At 71.5% G+C, this 16,747-nt stretch carries 16 protein-coding genes; 3 read left to right on the top strand and 13 right to left on the bottom strand.

Going from position 1 to position 16,747, the window contains the following annotated elements; genetic code table 11:
* Positions 1-408: 408 nt before the first annotated feature.
* From ACIBD9_RS23225 to ACIBD9_RS23205, 5 genes are all read right to left on the bottom strand, one after another.
* The gene (locus ACIBD9_RS23225) at positions 409-852 is read right to left on the bottom strand and encodes a peptidase inhibitor family I36 protein (RefSeq protein WP_396720760.1); all 444 of its coding nucleotides are present in this window, start codon (positions 850-852) and stop codon (positions 409-411) included.
* 246 nt (positions 853-1,098) lie between these two features.
* On the bottom strand, positions 1,099-2,502 hold the full coding sequence (gene sthA, locus ACIBD9_RS23220) for a Si-specific NAD(P)(+) transhydrogenase (protein ID WP_396720758.1): 1,404 nt from the start codon (positions 2,500-2,502) through the stop codon (positions 1,099-1,101).
* A gap of 53 nt (positions 2,503-2,555) precedes the next feature.
* Positions 2,556-3,578 carry a fibronectin type III domain-containing protein gene (locus ACIBD9_RS23215; protein WP_396720755.1) on the bottom strand — a complete coding sequence of 341 codons (1,023 nt, stop codon included), beginning with the start codon at positions 3,576-3,578 and terminating at the stop codon, positions 2,556-2,558.
* Positions 3,579-3,666: 88 nt separating this feature from the next.
* Complete coding sequence (locus tag ACIBD9_RS23210; RefSeq protein ID WP_396720752.1) at positions 3,667-4,305, bottom strand: response regulator; 639 nt, start codon at positions 4,303-4,305, stop codon at positions 3,667-3,669.
* Positions 4,302-5,504, bottom strand: a complete 1,203-nt coding sequence (locus ACIBD9_RS23205) for a sensor histidine kinase (RefSeq protein ID WP_396720749.1) — start codon at positions 5,502-5,504, stop codon at positions 4,302-4,304. Before ACIBD9_RS23205 ends, ACIBD9_RS23210 begins: the two co-directional genes overlap by 4 nt.
* A gap of 146 nt (positions 5,505-5,650) precedes the next feature.
* Between ACIBD9_RS23205 and ACIBD9_RS23200 the strand changes: the two genes are divergently transcribed.
* Together ACIBD9_RS23200 and ACIBD9_RS23195 are read left to right on the top strand one after the other, a co-directional pair.
* Positions 5,651-6,409 (top strand): ABC transporter ATP-binding protein, encoded by a 759-nt coding sequence (locus tag ACIBD9_RS23200; RefSeq protein ID WP_238682516.1) that lies wholly within the window; start codon positions 5,651-5,653, stop codon positions 6,407-6,409.
* Positions 6,406-8,937, top strand: a complete 2,532-nt coding sequence (locus ACIBD9_RS23195) for an ABC transporter permease (protein WP_396720746.1) — start codon at positions 6,406-6,408, stop codon at positions 8,935-8,937. Before ACIBD9_RS23200 ends, ACIBD9_RS23195 begins: the two co-directional genes overlap by 4 nt.
* 98 nt (positions 8,938-9,035) lie before the next feature.
* Here ACIBD9_RS23195 and ACIBD9_RS23190 read toward each other — a convergent pair whose 3' ends face one another.
* The 3 genes from ACIBD9_RS23190 to ACIBD9_RS23180 all read right to left on the bottom strand — a co-directional run bounded on the left by ACIBD9_RS23190 (position 9,036) and on the right by ACIBD9_RS23180 (position 11,171).
* Entirely contained in the window at positions 9,036-9,161 is a 126-nt protein-coding gene (locus ACIBD9_RS23190; RefSeq protein WP_396720743.1) for a hypothetical protein, read from the bottom strand.
* A gap of 124 nt (positions 9,162-9,285) precedes the next feature.
* Entirely contained in the window at positions 9,286-10,653 is a 1,368-nt protein-coding gene (locus tag ACIBD9_RS23185) for a ricin-type beta-trefoil lectin domain protein (RefSeq protein ID WP_396720741.1), read from the bottom strand.
* Positions 10,654-10,748: 95 nt separating this feature from the next.
* Positions 10,749-11,171, bottom strand: coding sequence for a DUF2000 family protein (locus tag ACIBD9_RS23180; protein WP_396720739.1), 423 nt, complete (start codon positions 11,169-11,171; stop codon positions 10,749-10,751).
* 50 nt (positions 11,172-11,221) lie between these two features.
* On the opposite strand from ACIBD9_RS23180, the gene ACIBD9_RS23175 reads away from it, so the two are divergent.
* Positions 11,222-12,025, top strand: a complete 804-nt coding sequence (locus tag ACIBD9_RS23175; RefSeq protein ID WP_396720736.1) for an AraC family transcriptional regulator — start codon at positions 11,222-11,224, stop codon at positions 12,023-12,025.
* A gap of 6 nt (positions 12,026-12,031) precedes the next feature.
* Here the strand turns inward: ACIBD9_RS23175 and ACIBD9_RS23170 are convergent, their stop codons facing one another.
* The 5 genes from ACIBD9_RS23170 to ACIBD9_RS23150 all read right to left on the bottom strand — a co-directional run bounded on the left by ACIBD9_RS23170 (position 12,032) and on the right by ACIBD9_RS23150 (position 16,744).
* Positions 12,032-12,865, bottom strand: a complete 834-nt coding sequence (locus ACIBD9_RS23170; RefSeq protein WP_396720734.1) for a helix-turn-helix transcriptional regulator — start codon at positions 12,863-12,865, stop codon at positions 12,032-12,034.
* Positions 12,866-13,047: 182 nt separating this feature from the next.
* Positions 13,048-14,472 carry an aldehyde dehydrogenase family protein gene (locus tag ACIBD9_RS23165; protein WP_396720731.1) on the bottom strand — a complete coding sequence of 475 codons (1,425 nt, stop codon included), beginning with the start codon at positions 14,470-14,472 and terminating at the stop codon, positions 13,048-13,050.
* Between the two features lie 84 nt (positions 14,473-14,556).
* Complete coding sequence (locus ACIBD9_RS23160) at positions 14,557-15,522, bottom strand: zinc-binding alcohol dehydrogenase family protein (protein ID WP_396720729.1); 966 nt, start codon at positions 15,520-15,522, stop codon at positions 14,557-14,559.
* Entirely contained in the window at positions 15,519-15,881 is a 363-nt protein-coding gene (locus tag ACIBD9_RS23155; RefSeq protein WP_112672887.1) for a hypothetical protein, read from the bottom strand. Before ACIBD9_RS23155 ends, ACIBD9_RS23160 begins: the two co-directional genes overlap by 4 nt.
* The gene (locus ACIBD9_RS23150) at positions 15,878-16,744 is read right to left on the bottom strand and encodes an extradiol ring-cleavage dioxygenase (RefSeq protein ID WP_396720726.1); all 867 of its coding nucleotides are present in this window, start codon (positions 16,742-16,744) and stop codon (positions 15,878-15,880) included. The genes ACIBD9_RS23155 and ACIBD9_RS23150 overlap by 4 nt, the downstream gene beginning before the upstream one ends.
* Between the last annotated feature and the right edge of the window lie 3 nt (positions 16,745-16,747).

The following is a 16,747-nucleotide window of genomic DNA, read 5'->3' as shown; positions in this document are numbered from 1 at the left end:
CCGGGGGGGGGCGCCACAACCACCTTATAGGGCCTCCACGCCAACGGGCCCCGCCGCCCGCCCCCCCCCCCCGGCCCCCCCCCCATTCCCCCCGGCGGGGGGGGGGGGGGCCCGGGGCCCCCCCCACCGGCCCATCTCAGTGCTCGTTGATCAAGGGGTTTGCGTCATCCTGCCTGGCGTGTCATGACGCAAACCTCTTGATCACCGGGGTCGCGGGGGGTGGGAGGGGGTGGGGGAGTGGAGGGTAGGCGGGGCTAGTCGCCGGAAGAGCCCCAGAAATAGACTTCCTCTGGCTTGCCCTCGGCGTCGCGCAGGACCGCGCAGCGGCCGGAACGCCAACGACGATGGGGTCAGCCCGCCGTACGAACGGCAGCCTGACCCACACCGTGAACGTTCATGGTCAGAGCGCTAGCAGGGCTTGGCGTACCAGTACGGGTCGAATTCCACCCAGCTTGCGCCGGCTCCGTCGACGAAGCCGTGAGCCTCATTGCCGTTCTGGTCCAGCAGATAGGCCCAGTAGCTCGGAGTCTGGTTGTTGTAGACGGACCCCCAGCCGTTCCAGTTGAACAGCGCGTAGTTGCCACAGGCGTAGATCACGAACATGCGGCCGCGAAAATCGCCCTCGGTGTAGAGGCACAGGGCGGTGTAGGGGCAGGAGCCAGCGGCCTGCGAGGAGATCCCGGAAACGCTTGCGTTGTTGTTGTCGTCGGGGCCGGCCTGGAGGGCCTGCGCGGAGATTCCGGCAACGCTCGCGCGGTTGCTGTCGTCCGGGTTGGCGTGGGCGGCCGAGGGCACCGTGAGGGTGGCGGCGACAGCGGCGAGTGCGGCGATGAGGAAAAGCCGTGGTTTCATGCGACTACAGTGATCGACGTATCACACTGCGTCAATGCATTGGATCTGTGGGGAAAATAACGCATGCGTCCCGTTCTCGTGAATCGGGCTCGTGCCCACCTCGCCCGGGTGCTGACGGGCCCGCCGCCACCGCCCCACCCTCTCGGCAACGAACACAACCGCTACCGAGGGTGGGACCAAAGAACACGGTCTGGACGGATGCCACCCGGCGTGTCACCGACCCGGTGAACGTTCATGGACAACGCACTAGCCGTCGATGCGGGTGATGTTGCGGATCTTGTTGGACGCGTCCAGGGCGGCGACCTTGTACGCCTCGGCCAGCGTCGGGTAGTTGAACACCGCGTCGACCAGATAGTCGATCGTGCCGCCGCAGCCCATCACCGCCTGACCGATGTGGACGATCTCGGTGGCGGCGGTGCCGAACACGTGCACCCCGAGCAGTCGACCGTCGTCGGGGGACACGAGCAGCTTCAGCATGCCGTACGAGTCGCCCACGATCTGACCCCGGGCCAGCTCGCGGTACCGGGCGATGCCCACCTCGAACGGCGTCGAGCTCTCGGTCAGCTGCGCCTCGGTCTGCCCGACGAAGCTGATCTCCGGAATCGTGTAGATGCCGATCGGTTGCAGGCCGTGCATCTCCCGGATCGGTTCGCCGCAGGCGTGTTGCGCGGCCAGCCGGCCCTGCTCCATCGAGGTGGACGCGAGCGCGGGAAAGCCGATCACGTCGCCGACGGCGTAGATGTTGTCCACGGTGGTGCGGTAGTTGGCGTCCACCTTGATCCGGCCGCGTCGGTCCGCCTCCAGCCCGGCCGCCTCCAACGCCAGGTCGTCGGTCTGACCCTGCCGCCCGGCCGAGTACATCACCGTGTCCGCGACGATCTTCTTGCCGCTCTTGAGGATGCACAGCGCGGCCGTCTGGTGCTTCTCCACGGCGGCGACCTCCTCGCCGAAGCGGAACGCCACGGACAGGTCGCGCAGGTGGTACTTGAGTGACTCGACGACCTCGTCGTCGCAGAAATCCAACATCCGCTCGCGGCGTTCCACCACGGTCACCTTGGTGCCGAGTGCGGCGAACATGGAGGCGTACTCCATGCCGATCACGCCGGCGCCGACCACGACCATGCTGCGGGGTACGGCCTGAAGGTTGATGACGCCGTCGGAGTCCACGATCGTCCGGTCGTCGAAGTCGACGCTGTCCGGGCGGGCCGGGCGCGTGCCCGCGGCGATGACGATCTTGTCGAAGGTCACCCTGGACTCGCGGCCGGAGCCACCGTCGACCCAGATCGAGTGCGCGTCGGCGAAACGCCCGGTGCCGGTGATCATGACGACCCGGTTGCGGGCCAGTTGATTGCGGATGACGTCGGTCTGCCGGGTGATGACGTGCTGGGTCCGGGCGGCCAGGTCGCTGACCGTGATCTCCTCCTTGACCCGGTAGCTGCTGCCGTAGAGGTCCCGCTGGCTCAGGCCGGTCAGGTAAAGCACGGCCTCGCGCAGGGTCTTGGAGGGGACGGTGCCGGTGTTGATGCACACCCCACCGATCATGTCGCGGCGGTCCACGATGCCGACCCGCCTGCCGAGCTTGGCGGCGGCGATCGCGGCCTTCTGACCGCCGGGTCCGGAGCCCAGCACCAACAGGTCGTAGTCATACACAACCGCTAGCGTCGCAAGATGTCGTGGCTGGCGCCAGACCCCGGAGTCGAGCGTTATTCGTCTGCCACCGTGCAGAGGCCGCCGTTGAGCGTGATCTCCTCGGGCAGTTGCGTGCCGGTGGCGACGAGCCCCAGCGACACGGTGCCGCCGGGCGGTATCACCGCGTTGCGGCTGGTGTTGCCCACCCGCAGGTAGCTGTTGTTGAGACGGTCGACGACCTTCGCGCCCCAGATGCCCTGGACCTGTTGGCTGGCCCAGAATCGCCACGTCATCGTCCACCCGTCGACCGCCGTCGAGCCGGTGTTCTGGACGACGAGGTGGGCCACGAAGCCGTCCGGCCACTGGCGCACGACGGATCGGACCGCGCAGCTCGGCGGTGGCGGCAGGGTGGTCACGGTGACCGGTGCGGACAGGGGGGACAGGTGTCCGACCTCGTCGCGGGCCTGCACCACGAAGGTGTACGTGGTGTTCGGCGTCAGCCCGCTGATCTGGGCACTGTTCACGGGCGGGTACTGGTACACCTCACGGACCCGGGTGAGAGTGCCGCCGGCGTCGACCCGGAACACCTCGTACCGGTCGAGCACGACGTTCTCCACCGAGTGCGCCCACCGCAGCCGGACCGCCGTTGCGGCGACGTCGTACGCCACCGGTTGACCCGGCGCGCTCGGCGGTTGGTCGTCCCCCGGTGGCATGGTCAGCCGCAGGGTTGGGTTGGACACCGAACTGTTGCCGGCCGCGTCCAGAGCCCACACCGAGAAGGTGTACGTGCGCGAGGGCCGCAGGTCGGTGATCCGGATGCTGTTGGTGTCGGTCGAATACTGGGCGCCGGAATCCTCGAATCGCGCGCCGACCGGGTAGCGGACCACCCCCACGTTGTCGGTCGAGGCCGCCCAGGTCAGCTCGACTGAGGTGGTGTCGATGGCGACGACCGTGATCGGGCCGGGGGCGCTCGGGCGCTCGGTGTCGTCGGCTGCGTACGCCGGGGTCGCGCCGGCGGCGACCAGAGTCACTGCCAGCGCGCCGGCCGCCAGCGCGGCGACCGTGGAACGGATTCTGCGGAACGGATGATTGGGCACGGTGATGACCTCACTTCCGGTTGACCGCAGCGGACCAGTAATTGACTGCCATTGATGTTAGGGCAGTGACGGCCGCACCGTTGTCCCGTCAGCCGACGAGGCGGCGTTCCCAGGCCCAGGCGGCGATCTCGACCCGGTTGCGGGCCTTGAGTTTCATCTGCACGCTGGCCAGGTGGGTCTTGACCGTGCCCACGGCGATGAAGAGCTGGGTGGCGATCTCGGCGTTGGTCAGGCCCCGGGCGACGAGCTTCACCACGTCGAGTTCCCGTGGTGACAGGCCACCCTCGTCGCGCGCCGGGGCCGGTGAGCTGAGGTGCTCCAACAGCCGTACGGTGATCGAGGGGCTGATCAGCGCGTCGCCGGACACGGCCGCGCGGACCGCCTCCACCAGCAGGGCCGGGCCGGAGTCCTTGAGCAGGAAGCCGCACGCGCCGTTGGAGAGCGCCGTGTGCACGTACTCGTCGAGGTCGAAGGTCGTCACGACGACCACCCGGACCGGGTCGGCGACGCCCGGCCCCGCGAGCAGCCGCAGTGCCTCGAGACCATCGAGGCGGGGCATCCGGATGTCCAGCAGCACCACGTCCGGGCGCAGTCGTCGGGCCAGTTCGACGGCCTGGACGCCGTCGGCGGCCTCGCCGACCACCTCCATGTCCGACTGGGCGCCAATGATCATGCCGAAGCCGGTCCGGACCATGGCCTGGTCGTCGGCGATCAGCACCCGGATCACCGCGCCACCGCCACCCGGAGCGGGAACGCCGCGTCGAGCACCCAGCCACCGGCAACACCGGGCCCGGCGGTGATCGTGCCGCCGAGGGCGCGTACCCGCTCGGTGAGACCGATCAGGCCGAAGCCGTGCCCACGGGCCGGCGCGGTGCGTGGCGACGCGCCGTCGTCGGCGACCCGGACCAGCAACCAGTCCGGGGTACGCCGCACGGCCACGTCCACCGACCGCGCGTCGGGCGCGTGCTGGCGGGCGTTGGTCAGCCCTTCCATCACCACCCGGTACGCCGACGTCGAGACCTCCACCGGCAGTCCGTTCAGGTCGCCGTCGACGTGTAGTCGTGCCGGCGCGTTCGCCGCGCCGTTGAACCCGGTCAGCAGCGGCTCCAACTCGGTCACCCCGGCCAGCGGAGCCAGCGGCGCGTCCGGCGGGGCGTCCGGGTTGCGCAGGATCCCAACCATCCGCCGCATCGAGGCCATCGTCTCCGCGCCCGCCCGCTCGATCTGCTTTAGGGCGACGATCACCCGGTGCGGGTCCTGCTCGGCGACGAACCGGGCGCCCTGTGCCTGCACCACGATGCCGGTGACGTGGTGGGCGATGAAGTCGTGCAGATCCCGGGCGAACTCGGCACGCTGCTCGGCCCGGACCAGCGCGATGGCCCGCTCCCGGCCGGCGGCCATGATGCGCAGGTAGAGCCCCACCCCGGCGGCGCCGGCCGCGGCGAGCACCTGGAGCAGGCCGAAGATCACCAGCAGGTTCTCGGTGCCGACGCGCAGCGGCATCGCGGCCACGGCGAGCCCGGCGGCCACCGCCGCCCACGGGGCGAGTCGTGGTGCGCCCCAGCGGCTCACCACGAAGACCACGCCGATCAGCCCGGCCGACTCGGCGAGCCCCCAGGTGCGGGCGAGCAGGATGCCGCCGCCTGCGGAGAGGAGCACCACCCCTGCGGTCACGGCCAGTGAGGCGGTGGCGAGTGCCAGCGCGGCCAGTGGCAGCCGGCGGGAACCCAGCCGGTGCACCGGCAGCCACAGCGGCACCGTCGCCACCGCCAACCCCATCGGCACCAGCAGGAGCAGGAGAGTACCGATGCCGGAGTCATCCGCCGTGCTGGCCGCAAAGTCGAAGAGGGCGAGCAGGCCGAAGGCCACCAGGCCGGCCGCTTGGGCCAGGCGTACCCACAGACGTCGAAGATCCGGCGTGCTCATGGTGACCCAGCGTAGCCAGCGGGGTGGAGGTGGCGGATCGGCCGAAAGGCAGACCCCGCACCGGCGATACCCGGCCCCGGGCCGATGTGCGTGCCCGCCGGTGGCGGCGACGCTTTCCGGGTCACCACGCAGCCACTGGAGGAACAATGACAACCCATGCCCCGCCGGAGACCAGCCACGCCGCGGTCGCCGCGGTCGACCTGGTGAAGGTGTACGGCAGCGGCGACACCGCCGTCCGTGCCCTGGACGGGGTCTCGGTCGGCTTCGGCCGGGCCGAGTTCACCGCGATCATGGGCTCGTCCGGGTCCGGCAAGTCGACCCTGATGCACTGCCTCGCCGGCCTCGACACGGCCACCTCCGGTCGCGTCCTGCTCGGCGGCACGGAGCTGACCGGCCAGTCGGACCGGACGCTGACCCGGGTACGCCGGGAGCGGATCGGGTTCGTCTTCCAGTCCTTCAACCTGCTGCCGCAACTCACCGCCGCGCAGAACATCACCCTGCCGCTGGACCTCGCCGGTCGGCAGCCCGACGCGGAACTCCTCGCGCACCTGGTGCGGGTGCTGGGCCTCGGCGACCGCCTGAACCACCGGCCCAGCGAGCTGTCCGGCGGCCAGCAGCAGCGGGTGGCGCTGGCCCGGGCGCTTGTGGCACGACCCGAGGTGGTCTTCGCCGACGAGCCGACCGGCAATCTCGATTCCCGCTCCGGCGCGGAGGTGCTCACCATCCTGCGCGACTCGGTACGCGACCTCGGCCAGACCGTCGTCATGGTCACCCACGACCCGATCGCCGCGGCGTACGCCGACCGGGTGGTGCTGCTCGCCGACGGGCGGCTGGCCGGCGAGATCGACAAGCCGAACCAGGTGTCGGTCACCGACGCCCTACGTGACCTGGCGGCCCGCCGATGAGGGCGACCGTGCTGCGTACCCAGACGACCGCCGCGGCCCGGCGGCCCGGCCGGCTGATCCTGACCGGCCTGGCGATCCTGGTCGCGTCGTTCGTCGTCTTCGGCACCGTGCTGGTGCAGCAGATCACCGAACGGACCGTGCGGGACAACCTCAGCGGCACCCCGGCCGTCACCGACCTGGTGATCGGCAGCGTCGACGTGCCGCCACCGACCGTCGCGCACGTGCGGCAGATCCGGGCTGTGCCCGGTGTGGCCGAGGCGGTGGCCCGGGTCTCGACCGGGGTCTCGGTCGGCGAGGGGTACCTCAACCTCCAGTCCGATCCGGGCACCGGCCCGCTGACCATGGTCCGGGTGATCGAGGGCAGCTACCCGGACCAGCCCGGCGAGATCGCGATCACGCCGCGTACCGCCGAACGGCTCGGGCTCTCGGTCGGCACCACCACCAGCGGTATGGGCGGTGAACTCACCGCGCCCGCCCCGCTCACCGTGACCGGCGTGGTGGACACCGGTGCCGACGCCGGCTACGACGCGTACGCCCCGGACAGCGCGGTGATCGCCTGGGCGCGCCTGACGACGGTGGAGCGCGTCGACGTGCGGGTGGCCCCCGGCACCTCGACGGAGGTCGTCCGGCAACGGGTGACCGCGGTGGTCGCCGGCCAGCCGATCCGCTCCGGCGCCGAGGTACGCGAGGCCGAGGCCAACGCGGCGGCCCAACAGGTCGGGAAACTCTTCATCCTGGTCGGCATGTTCGTCTCCATCGCGGTCGTCGCGGCGGCGCTGGTGGTCACCTCGACCTTCCGCATCGTCTTCGCCCAGCGGATGCGGCAGCTCGCGCTGCTGCGGGCGGTCGGCGCGGGTCGGGGCACCCTGGTGGCGGCCCTGACCGCCGAGGGAGCCCTGACCGGGCTGGTCGCCGGTGTGGTCGGAGTCGCCAGCGCACTCACCCTCGGGTACGCCCTGCCGGCCATCCTGCGCGCCACCGGCCACGCGGTCTCCTCGCCGGGCCTGCCGCTGGCGGCGGCGGTCACGGTAGTGATCGGTGCCGTCGTGATCACCGTGTTGGCCGTGCTGGCACCGGCGCTCTCGGCGGCCCGGGTTTCCCCGCTGGAGGCACTGCGGGCGGCGAGCACCACCGCCGGCCGGCGCGGCATCGGCGTACTGCGTCTGGTCTTCGGGCTGCTCCTCGTCGTCGGCGCGGTCCTGGCGGCGGTCGCGACGGTCAGCCGGTTGCCGAAGCCGGACCAGTCGAACTACGACCCGTCGATGCCCCTGCTCCTGCTGGTCGGGTCCGGCACGCTGGCGTTCTTCGCGCTGGTGGCCCTCGGTCCACTGCTGGTGCGCCCGGTGCTGGCCGTGGTGGGTTGGCCGCTACGCCAGCTCGGGCCGCTCGGGCGGATGTCGGTCGGCGGCATCGGCGGGGCACCGCGCCGGGCCGCCGCGGTCTCCGTCGTGGTCGCGCTGGGCGTGACCCTGATCTCCGGGGTGGTCATCGGCGGTGCGTCGTTGCAGATCCTCGCCGACCGCGAGATGGCGCTCTCGGCCCCGACCGATTTCGAGGTCACCAGCAACGGTGGGACGCTGCCGCCGGCTGTCGTGACCCGGGCCGAGGCGGCGCACGGCGCGCTGGCGAGGGTGGTGCCGTACCGGATGGTCGACGACGCCCGGCTGCTGCGCGACGCCGACAAGCTCGGCGACGTCGAGTCCGGTTACCCGACCAGCGACCTGAACCTGGCGGCGTTGCCGAGCACCGGTGACCTGGACGTCGCCCAGGGCAGCCTGACCGATCGTGGCCCCGGCCGGATCGTGCTCAACAGCTGGGTCGCGCGGGACGCGGGTCTGCGGGCCGGCGACACCGTCACGCTCGCCGTCGCCACCCGCAGGGTCGACGTGCGGGTGGCCGCCGTCCTGCCCGGTGACGGGCCGCTGCACGCGGGCATCCTCGCCGATCCGACCGACCTGGACCGGCTCGGTGTGCCGGCCGCGTACACCGGTCTGCTGGCCGACGCGGCCGGTGCCGGCGAGGACGGTCGCACCGCCGGCGTGCGGGCGCTGCGGCAGGCGATCGGGGGCAGCGACGGGGTGGGCCTCGCGGTGCTCGCCGACGAACGCGACCGCAACGACGCGTTGGTGCGCACCCTGGTCTGGATCGCGGTCGGTCTGGTCGGCCTGACCGTGCTGATCGCGGTCGTCGGCGTGGGCTCCACGACCGCGCTCTCGGTGGTGGAGCGGGTCCGCGAGTCCGGGTTGCTCCGGGCGATCGGGCTGTCCCGGACCGGCCTGCGCACCATGCTCACCGTCGAGTCCGGCCTGTACGGGGTGATCGGCGCGACCATCGGCCTGGTGCTCGGCATCCCGTACGCCTGGTTGGCGGTCCAGACCCTCGGGATCGAGGCGCCGCTGACCGCGCCGCTTCTGCCGCTGGCCGGGCTCTTCGTGGCCCTGGTCGTGCTGACCGCGCTGGCCGGGGTGCTGCCGGCCCGTCGGGCGTCGCGGGTCAGCCCGGTGGTGGCCCTGGGGGCCGACAACTGAACACCGTCGTGGGGGGGGGGGGGGCCGGGGGGGCCCCCCCCCCGCCCCGGGGGGGGGGGGGCCCGCGGGGGGGCCCCCCCCCCCCCACGGCGGCCTGGTCAGTTGGGGTTGTTGGCGTGGGTAAGCGTCTCCCAGGCGACGAAGAGGTTGTTGGTTCCGGCCGGACGTTGTTGCAGCGTGAGGGTCTGGGTGTTGGTCATGACGCTGCCCAACCGGGTGCTCATCGCGTTGAAGCCGACCTCGGTGATCGGTCCAAGGCCCCGGGTGAGGCTGCCACCACAGAGCCAGGAGGGCGGCGCCTCGCCGAGCTGGTAGCGCGAGTGGAAGCCGAGCGCCTGACGCAGCCGCTCACCGACCTGTGGGTACAGGTCCCGACCCCTGGATCCGGGAGGTCTCCGCGACGTGCGAGATGGCGGAGATCCCGTACCCGGTGTGGACGAAGTCGCGGCACGTCTCCTGGGCGAGGCCGGCGACGAAGGTGGACTGGCCCTGCCAGTAGCCGATGATCTCCGCACTGGTGTCCAGGCCGCTGCCGGGCATCGTGTACGGCAACGCGCCGTCGCTGGGCAGGTAGACGAAGGCCCGGGCGCGGTTGAGGAAGCGGGTGGCCGCCGCGTCGTACACGGCCCGGTCCTCCAGGAAGACCGCGATGCCGACGGTGGCCTCCATCATGGTCAGTTCCCAGTTGCCGTTGCTGTTCGAGCCGTTGCGCACCATCGGCAGGTAGACGTTGCGCAGCATGGTGGCGAAGCGGTTGGCGTTGGGCCAACTCGTGTACGTGTACTTGATGATCTCGGCCGCCCGGGGCCAGACCGAGGCGGCCCAGCCGGTCTGCAGCGGGGCGTTGCTGCCGGTGTGCGCGGTGATGGTGGCCGACCACGCGTCCATGATCTGGATCGACTTCTGCGCGTACCGGGCGTCCCCGGTGAAGTACCAGGCGAGCGCGTCGGTGTACGCCGCGATGGCGTCCTCCCGCTCGTCAGTGCAGCCGTTGTTCGGGTTGGAGTAGGAACCGCACTCGACCACCGAGCGGGGCGCCGGGGTGCGCGACAGGGAGGCGTAGCGGCTGCTCATCATCTGGTTGTAGGCCGCCGCCCACGGCTGCGCGCCGGCCTGCACCCGGCCGCGGACGAAGTCGAGCTGGCCTCGGCTGACCAGCACGCCGGGGTGGGTGAAACCGCCCGACGACGGTGGTGGCGTGGTGCCGCCGCCGGTGGGCAGCGTCCACGCCTGGTTGGCGGTGCCGGTGCAGCTCCAGATCTGTAGCGGGGTGCCGTCGGCCGAGCTGGGGCCGGTCGCGTCGAGGCACTTGCCCGAGGTCGGGTTGACGAGTTGCCCGGCGCTGGGCGACCACTGCTGCGCTCCGGTGCCGTTGCAGTCGTAGATCTGCACCCGGGCGCCGTTGGCGGTGCTGGCGGCGGCGATGTCCAGGCACTTGCCCAGCGCCCGGATCGTGCCGTCGTCCGCCACCGTCCACTGTTGCGCGGCGGAGCCGTTGCAGGCGAAGAGCTGGACCGGGGTGTTGTTGGCCGGGCTCGCGGCGGCCACGTCGGCGCACTTGCCGCCGTACCCGGTGATGGCACCGGTCGCGGCCGCCGTCGCGGGCGACGCGCCGACGACCAGGCCGGTCGGTACGGCGAGCAGGGCCGCGGCGAGCGCGATGGTCAGTCTGGTGCGGGGGCGGCGGGGTACGAACCCGGCCAATCGTCGCGCCATGTGGGGGTCCTTCCGGGCGGCGAAACAACTGTAAAGTGTGTTAATCATTACAGTCGTACACATCGATATCAATGTTTTCGTCGCCACGGATGCCGTTACGGGTGCATGGACGCACCCTTGAGCACCTTGTCCACCACGGTGCGCGGCGCATGCAGCGCCAGGCCCACCAGGTCGAGCTTTACCCGACCGACCGCCTCGACGGCGGCGCGGTTGTCCCGGTCGTTGCCGGTGGCGAACAGCTCGGACGTGAAGATCGCCAGCCGCAGGCCACGGGCGAGTGCGCGCGAGTGCGCGCCGACCAACGTCGCCCGATCCCCGGCGAAGACCAGCACCGGCTGGCCGAACATCGGCAGGTAGCTGGTGCCGTCCGCGTCGCGGTACTCCTCGCCGACCAGCTCCGGCAGCGTGCTCGCGATGCCGCTGACCAGGAAAGCCGTGACGTTCAGCCGTTGCCAGCTCGCCAGGTCGTTGCGGAGCAGTACGGCGATCTTGGTGGGAAAGCGGATCGGTTCGGTCATGCCGTCGAGCCTGCCCGCCCCCACGCCTACCGGTCTTGTACGTTCTTAGCGTGGCCACCCGCCCGGCCGGCTCGCACGTCAGCGCCTGGCGACCCGCGGTAGCCGGGGTCGCCGAGGTCTTCCACGCCCATTTCGTCGACCACGCCTACCCCCGGCACATCCACGAGGTGTGGACGCTGTTGATCGTCGACGACGGCGCGGTCCGCTTCGACCTGGACCGGCACCGGCACGGCGCGCTGCGCACGTCGGTCACCCTGCTGCCGCCGTATGTGCCGCACGACGGCAGCTCCGCCACACCGGACGGCTTTCGCAAGCGGGTCCTGTACCTCGACACCTCCGCGCTCGACGCGGAGCTGGTCGGGCGGGCCGTCGACGAGCCGGACCTGGCCGATCCGCAGCTGCGCGACCGGGTCCACCACCTGCACCACGTGCTCGCCACACCCGGCGACGAGTTCGAGGCCGAGAGCCGGCTCGCGTTCATCCTGGACCGGCTACGCCGCCAGCTCCGCCAGCGCTCCCCGGCCGGTGGCCAGCCCCCTGGGCGCGGCCTCGCGGTGCGACTACGGGAGCTGCTGGACGCCCGGACCGTCGAGGGCGTCACGCTGGGGGAGGCCGCGCAGCTGCTGCACGCCCACCCGACCCACCTGGTCCGGACGTTCACCCAGGTGCACGGCGTGCCACCGCACACGTACCTGACCGGCCGTCGAATCGAGCTGGCGCGTCGCCTGCTCCTCGCCGGGCAGCGGCCCGTCGAGACCGCCGTCGCAGCCGGGTTCTTCGACCAGGCGCACCTGACCCGCCACTTTCGGCGCTACCTGGGCGTCAGTCCGGCCCGCTACCCCCGCCCGAGCTGATCGCGGTCAGACGAGCTGGCCGCCGATGACGGCGAGCAGGCGCAGCTTCTCGTCACTCGGCGACCCGGGCACGGCGGTGAAGACCAACAGTGTCTGGGACTGGTCAGGGTCGACAAGCGTCTGGCAGTGCAGCTCCAACGCCCCGACCTCCGGGTGCACGAAGTGCTTCGGCGGGCAGTAGCCGGCCGGCACCGGGTGCTCCCGCCACAGCTGCGCGAATTCCGGGCTCCTGGCCAGCAGGTCGTCGACGAGCGCGGCGGCCCGCGAGCCGCGCCCGTCGCGGGTGTACGCCGCGTGCAGGTGCGCCACGAGCAGGCGGCTCTGCGTCTGGTGGTCCTCGGCGGGGTGCAGCCGCCGCGCTGTCGGGTCGGTGAACCAGCGGTGGTGCGCGCTGCGCGCCAGCCCGGTGTACCGGGTCTCGTCACCGAGCAGGGCGACGGCCGGCGCGGTCTGCGCCAGGGTCTCGCCGAGGTGGTTCACGACCTGGGCCGGGGTGTCGTGCATCCGGTCGAGGATCCGCATCATGCCCGGGTTCACGTGGTCGGCCCGCACCGCGCGGTGCGGAACGGCGTGCCCGGCGAGCTGGAACAGGTGGTCCCGTTCGGCGAGGGAGAGCCGCAGGCCCCGAGCGAGGGCGGCGAGCATCTGCTCCGAGGGGTGCGGCCCGCGCTGCTGCTCCAACCGGCTGTAGTAGTCGGTGGACATCCCGCTCAGTGTGGCGACTTCCTCGCGCCGTAGCCCACCGGTGCGCCGACGCGCGCCCCGGGGCAACCCGACGTCCTCGGGCTGAAGCGCCTCGCGACGGGTGCGCAGGAAGCTGGCGAGTTGGGCGCGGTCCACGGTGTCTCCGATCACTGCGTGCCGGCAGGGTCCGGCCTGTTCACTGCAACAGGCGAGCGCAGGGTTGGTGTTCCGCCTCCCCAAGATCGCACTGGATGCTGGTTGTAGTGGGGTGCCAAGCGTCCGAGGCCACTCCATCCCGGATCCAGCACGATCTTGAGGAAGGCGGGGGGAAGGTTCGGTCAGCGCTGGATGGACTTGGTCTCCAGGAACTCCTCCAGGCCGAAGCGGCCGAACTCGCGGCCGTTGCCGGAGTGCTTGTAGCCGCCGAACGGGGCGAGCGGGTTCCAGTGGCCGGCGTTCACGTCGACCTGGCCGACCCGCAGGCGCTTGGCGACCGCGAGCGCGTGCTCCGGCTCACCGAAGACGCCGCTGGTCAGGCCGTACAGCGTGCCGTTGGCGATGGCCACGGCCTCCTCCTCGTCGGCGTAGGGGATGATCGTCAGCACCGGGCCGAAGATCTCCTCCTGGGCGATCGCGGAGGCCGGGTCGACGTCGGCGAAGATCGTCGGCTGGACGTAGGCCCCGACGGGCAGCCCCTCGGGCCGCTCCGGGCCGCCGAACACCAGCCGGGCGCCGTCGCCGATGCCCCGCTCGATGTAGCCGAGAACCTTCTGCCGGTGGGCCTCGGACGCCATCGGGCCGATCCGGGTGGCCTCGTCGCCCGGGTCGCCGACGGTGTACTGCTTCGCGGCCTCGACGGCCAGGGCCACGACCTCGTCCTGACGGGAGGCAGGCACCAGCATCCGCGGCCACGCGCCGCAGACCTGACCGCCGTTGCTGAACGCCATCATGAGACCCCGCTCGACCGCAGCGGGCAGGTCGGCGTCGTCGAGGATGATGTTCGCGCCCTTGCCACCCAGCTCCAGCGCGACCCGCTTGACGGTCGCGGCGGCCACCGAGGAGATCCGCTGCCCGGCACGGGTGGAGCCGGTGAACGAGATCATGTCGATGTCCGGGTGGGCAGAGATCGCCTCGCCGACGGTCGCGCCGGTGCCGTAGACGACGTTGAAGACACCCGCCGGTACGCCGGCCTCGGCGGCGACCTCGGCGAGGATTCGCGCGGTCAGCGGGGCGTTCTCGGACGGCTTGAAGACCATCGTGTTGCCGGCGAGCAGGGCCGGCGCCAGCTTGGAGACGATCTGCTGAAGTGGGAAGTTCCACGGCGTGATCGCGCCGACCACGCCGATCGGCTCGCGGACGATCAACGAGTTGCCGACCTCCTCGGTCCAGGCGAAGTCGTCGGCCAGGCCGGCGATGGACTCGACCACCGCGGCCGGGAACGCGACCTGGGCGGTCCGGGACATACCGATCGGGGAGCCCATCTCGGCGGTGATCGCCTGGGCGATCTCCTCGATGCGGGCGGCGAGGCCGGCGCCGAGGCGGCGCAGCACGTCCGCCCGGTGCTGCGGGGTGGTCGCCGACCAGGCCGCAAAGGCGGCTCGGGCGGCGGCGACGGCGCGGTCGACGTCGACGGCGGTGCCGGCCGGGGTCTCGGCGACGACCTCGCCGGTGGCCGGGTTCACGACGGGAAGGGTGCCGGCGGAGCCGGTGACGGTCTCGCCACCGATCCAGTGACCAGCGACGGTGTAGGTGGAAGGTGTCATGGACCGACCGTCGCACCGCTGCCGAACCCCAACCAGGTGCGGTTTATCCACGGTTCCGCGATCCCTGGCTGGGGCCGGGCCAGGTCAGAGTGCGAGGACGATCCGGCCGGCGGTGCTGCCGGCGTCCTGCCGGGCCCAGGCGTCCGCGATGGCGTCGAAGGGCACGATCTCGTGGTCGACGGTGAGCCGGCCGGCCGCCGCGTGCCCGGCCACCAGGGTCAGCGCCGCGGTCCGCTCGGCGGTCGACAACCCGTTGTTGGTGTAGCCGATCATCCGCAGGGCGCCGCTGCGCAGCACGGCGGACTCGATGGGCGCGGTCGCGCCGGCCGCGCTGCCCAGGTTGACCAGTCGCCCGGCCGGGCGTAGCACCCGCAGCGCCGCCGCGGCCGGGACACCGAAGACCGGGTCGAGGACGAGGTCGACCGGCCCGTCGGCGGCGTGGCGCAGCCGGTCGGCCATCGACGCGACATCGTCGTCGGGGAACAGCGGAACGGTGACGGCGGCGCCGAGCTTCTCGGCGCGGGCTCGCGCCGAGGCCGAACGGGCCACGGCGATGACGCGGCGGGCGCCGCCGAGCAGGGCGAGCTGGACGGCGGCCTGACCGACCACACCTCCGGCGCCGAGCACGATGACCTGGTCGCCGGCCGCCAGGCCGCCGGCGTGGGTCAGCGCCGCGTGTGCGGCGACCGCGGAGAGACCGAGGGCCGCGAGAAGGGTCAGCGGTACGCCGGCCGGCAGCGCCACCACGTCGGCGGTGGGCACCGTGACCGTGCTCGCCATGCTGCCGTCGACACCGGAGCGCATCCCGGCCGACGTGCCGAACCAGACAGGTGTACCGTCGGCGAGCCGACCAACCCCCTGCACGCCCGGCACGTACGGGGTCGTCGGCGGGCCGAAGTAGCTGGTGCCGCTGGCGCAGAGCAGGTCCAGCGGGGTGATCGGGACGGCCTCGACGGTGACCGCCACCGTACCGTCGGCCGGCGCGGGCACCGGCCGCTCGGCGATCGTCGGCGGCGTGCCGCAGGTGGTGAGCAGGGCCGCGCGGATCACGTCGCGATGTCCGGGTAGGGCATCGAGAAGTGGGCCAGCCGTGCGCCGTAGGACTTCTGGTATTCCAACGGCTCGGTGTTGTCCCGCTCGAAGAGGGCGATGAAGAGGGTCAGGGTGAGGAACGGGTGCGCGCCCAACTCGAAGAGCTTCACGTGGTCGTGGGTGGCCAACGCCTCGCGCTCCACGTCGTCGAAGCGCAGCCAGGTGCTCGCCTCGCCGGTGTGGCAGTTCAGCACCGTGTTGGCGCACTCGGCCTCCCACCAGGCGACCAGCTCGCGCGGCTCGCTGCGGTAGCGCTCGACCAGCTCCGGGTCCCGGTCGACCATGAAGAGGAACTTGTTCAGCAGATATTTGCTCATGCCGTCGGCGCTCCGTTCGGATACCAGGTGAAGTACGCCTCCATGGTGTGGAACAGGTCGAGGGTGTCGACGTAGTCGGCCTTCACGCCGGCACCGGCCACGCCCATCATGAGCATGAAGTCCATGAAGCCGTGAGTGGCGTTGCCCGGTGAGTGGAGGCTGTCCAGGGTGACCTCGCGCAGGCACTCGTCCAGGTCGCCGTTGGCGATCCACTCGACGGCCCGCTGGTCGAACTCCGGGTCCGGGCCGTGCGGGCCGAACTGCCGAGGGCCGCCCAGCTCCAGTGAGAGGTGGCCGGTGCCGATGACGGCCACCCGCAGGTGCGACGGCCACGACTCGACGATCTCCCGGATGCTCTGGCCAAGCTGGACGAAGCGCTTCGGCTGCGGCAGCGGCGGCGCGAAGATGTTGGTGTAGATCGGCACGATCGGCAGGTCGGCCTCGGGCCGCAGCGTGATGATCGGGCAGGTGATGCTGTGGTCGATGCGCAGCTCGTTGCTGAACGCGAGGTCGAACCCGGCGTCGAGCCCGGCCCGCAGGATGTGCCCGGACAGGTCCTCCTGGCCCTTGAGCAGCATCCGGGGCAGCCCGAACTCGCGCTCCTCGTTGTACCAGTTGGCGTCGTAGTGGGGCGCCTTGCCGACGAGGAACTGCGGCATGTTGTCCAGCCAGAGCTGGTGGAAGTGGTCGGAGCCGACCATCACCAGCACGTCGGGTCGGGCCCGGGTCAACGTCTCCCGGAACGCCAGGATCTTGCGGGTCCACTCGTCGGCGAACGGTGGTCGATCCTCGCCGGTGGCCGTGCTCGCCCGGTAGTAGAAGGGGTGGTGGGTGGAGGCGATGACCGCGACGATGGAGGCCATTCC

This window comes from Micromonospora sp. NPDC050784 (assembly GCF_044456765.1).
Lineage (GTDB): Bacteria > Actinomycetota > Actinomycetes > Mycobacteriales > Micromonosporaceae > Micromonospora > Micromonospora foliorum.
The sequence above is the reverse complement of the archived record's forward strand: the minus strand, read 5'-3'. Positions and strand labels throughout refer to the sequence as shown.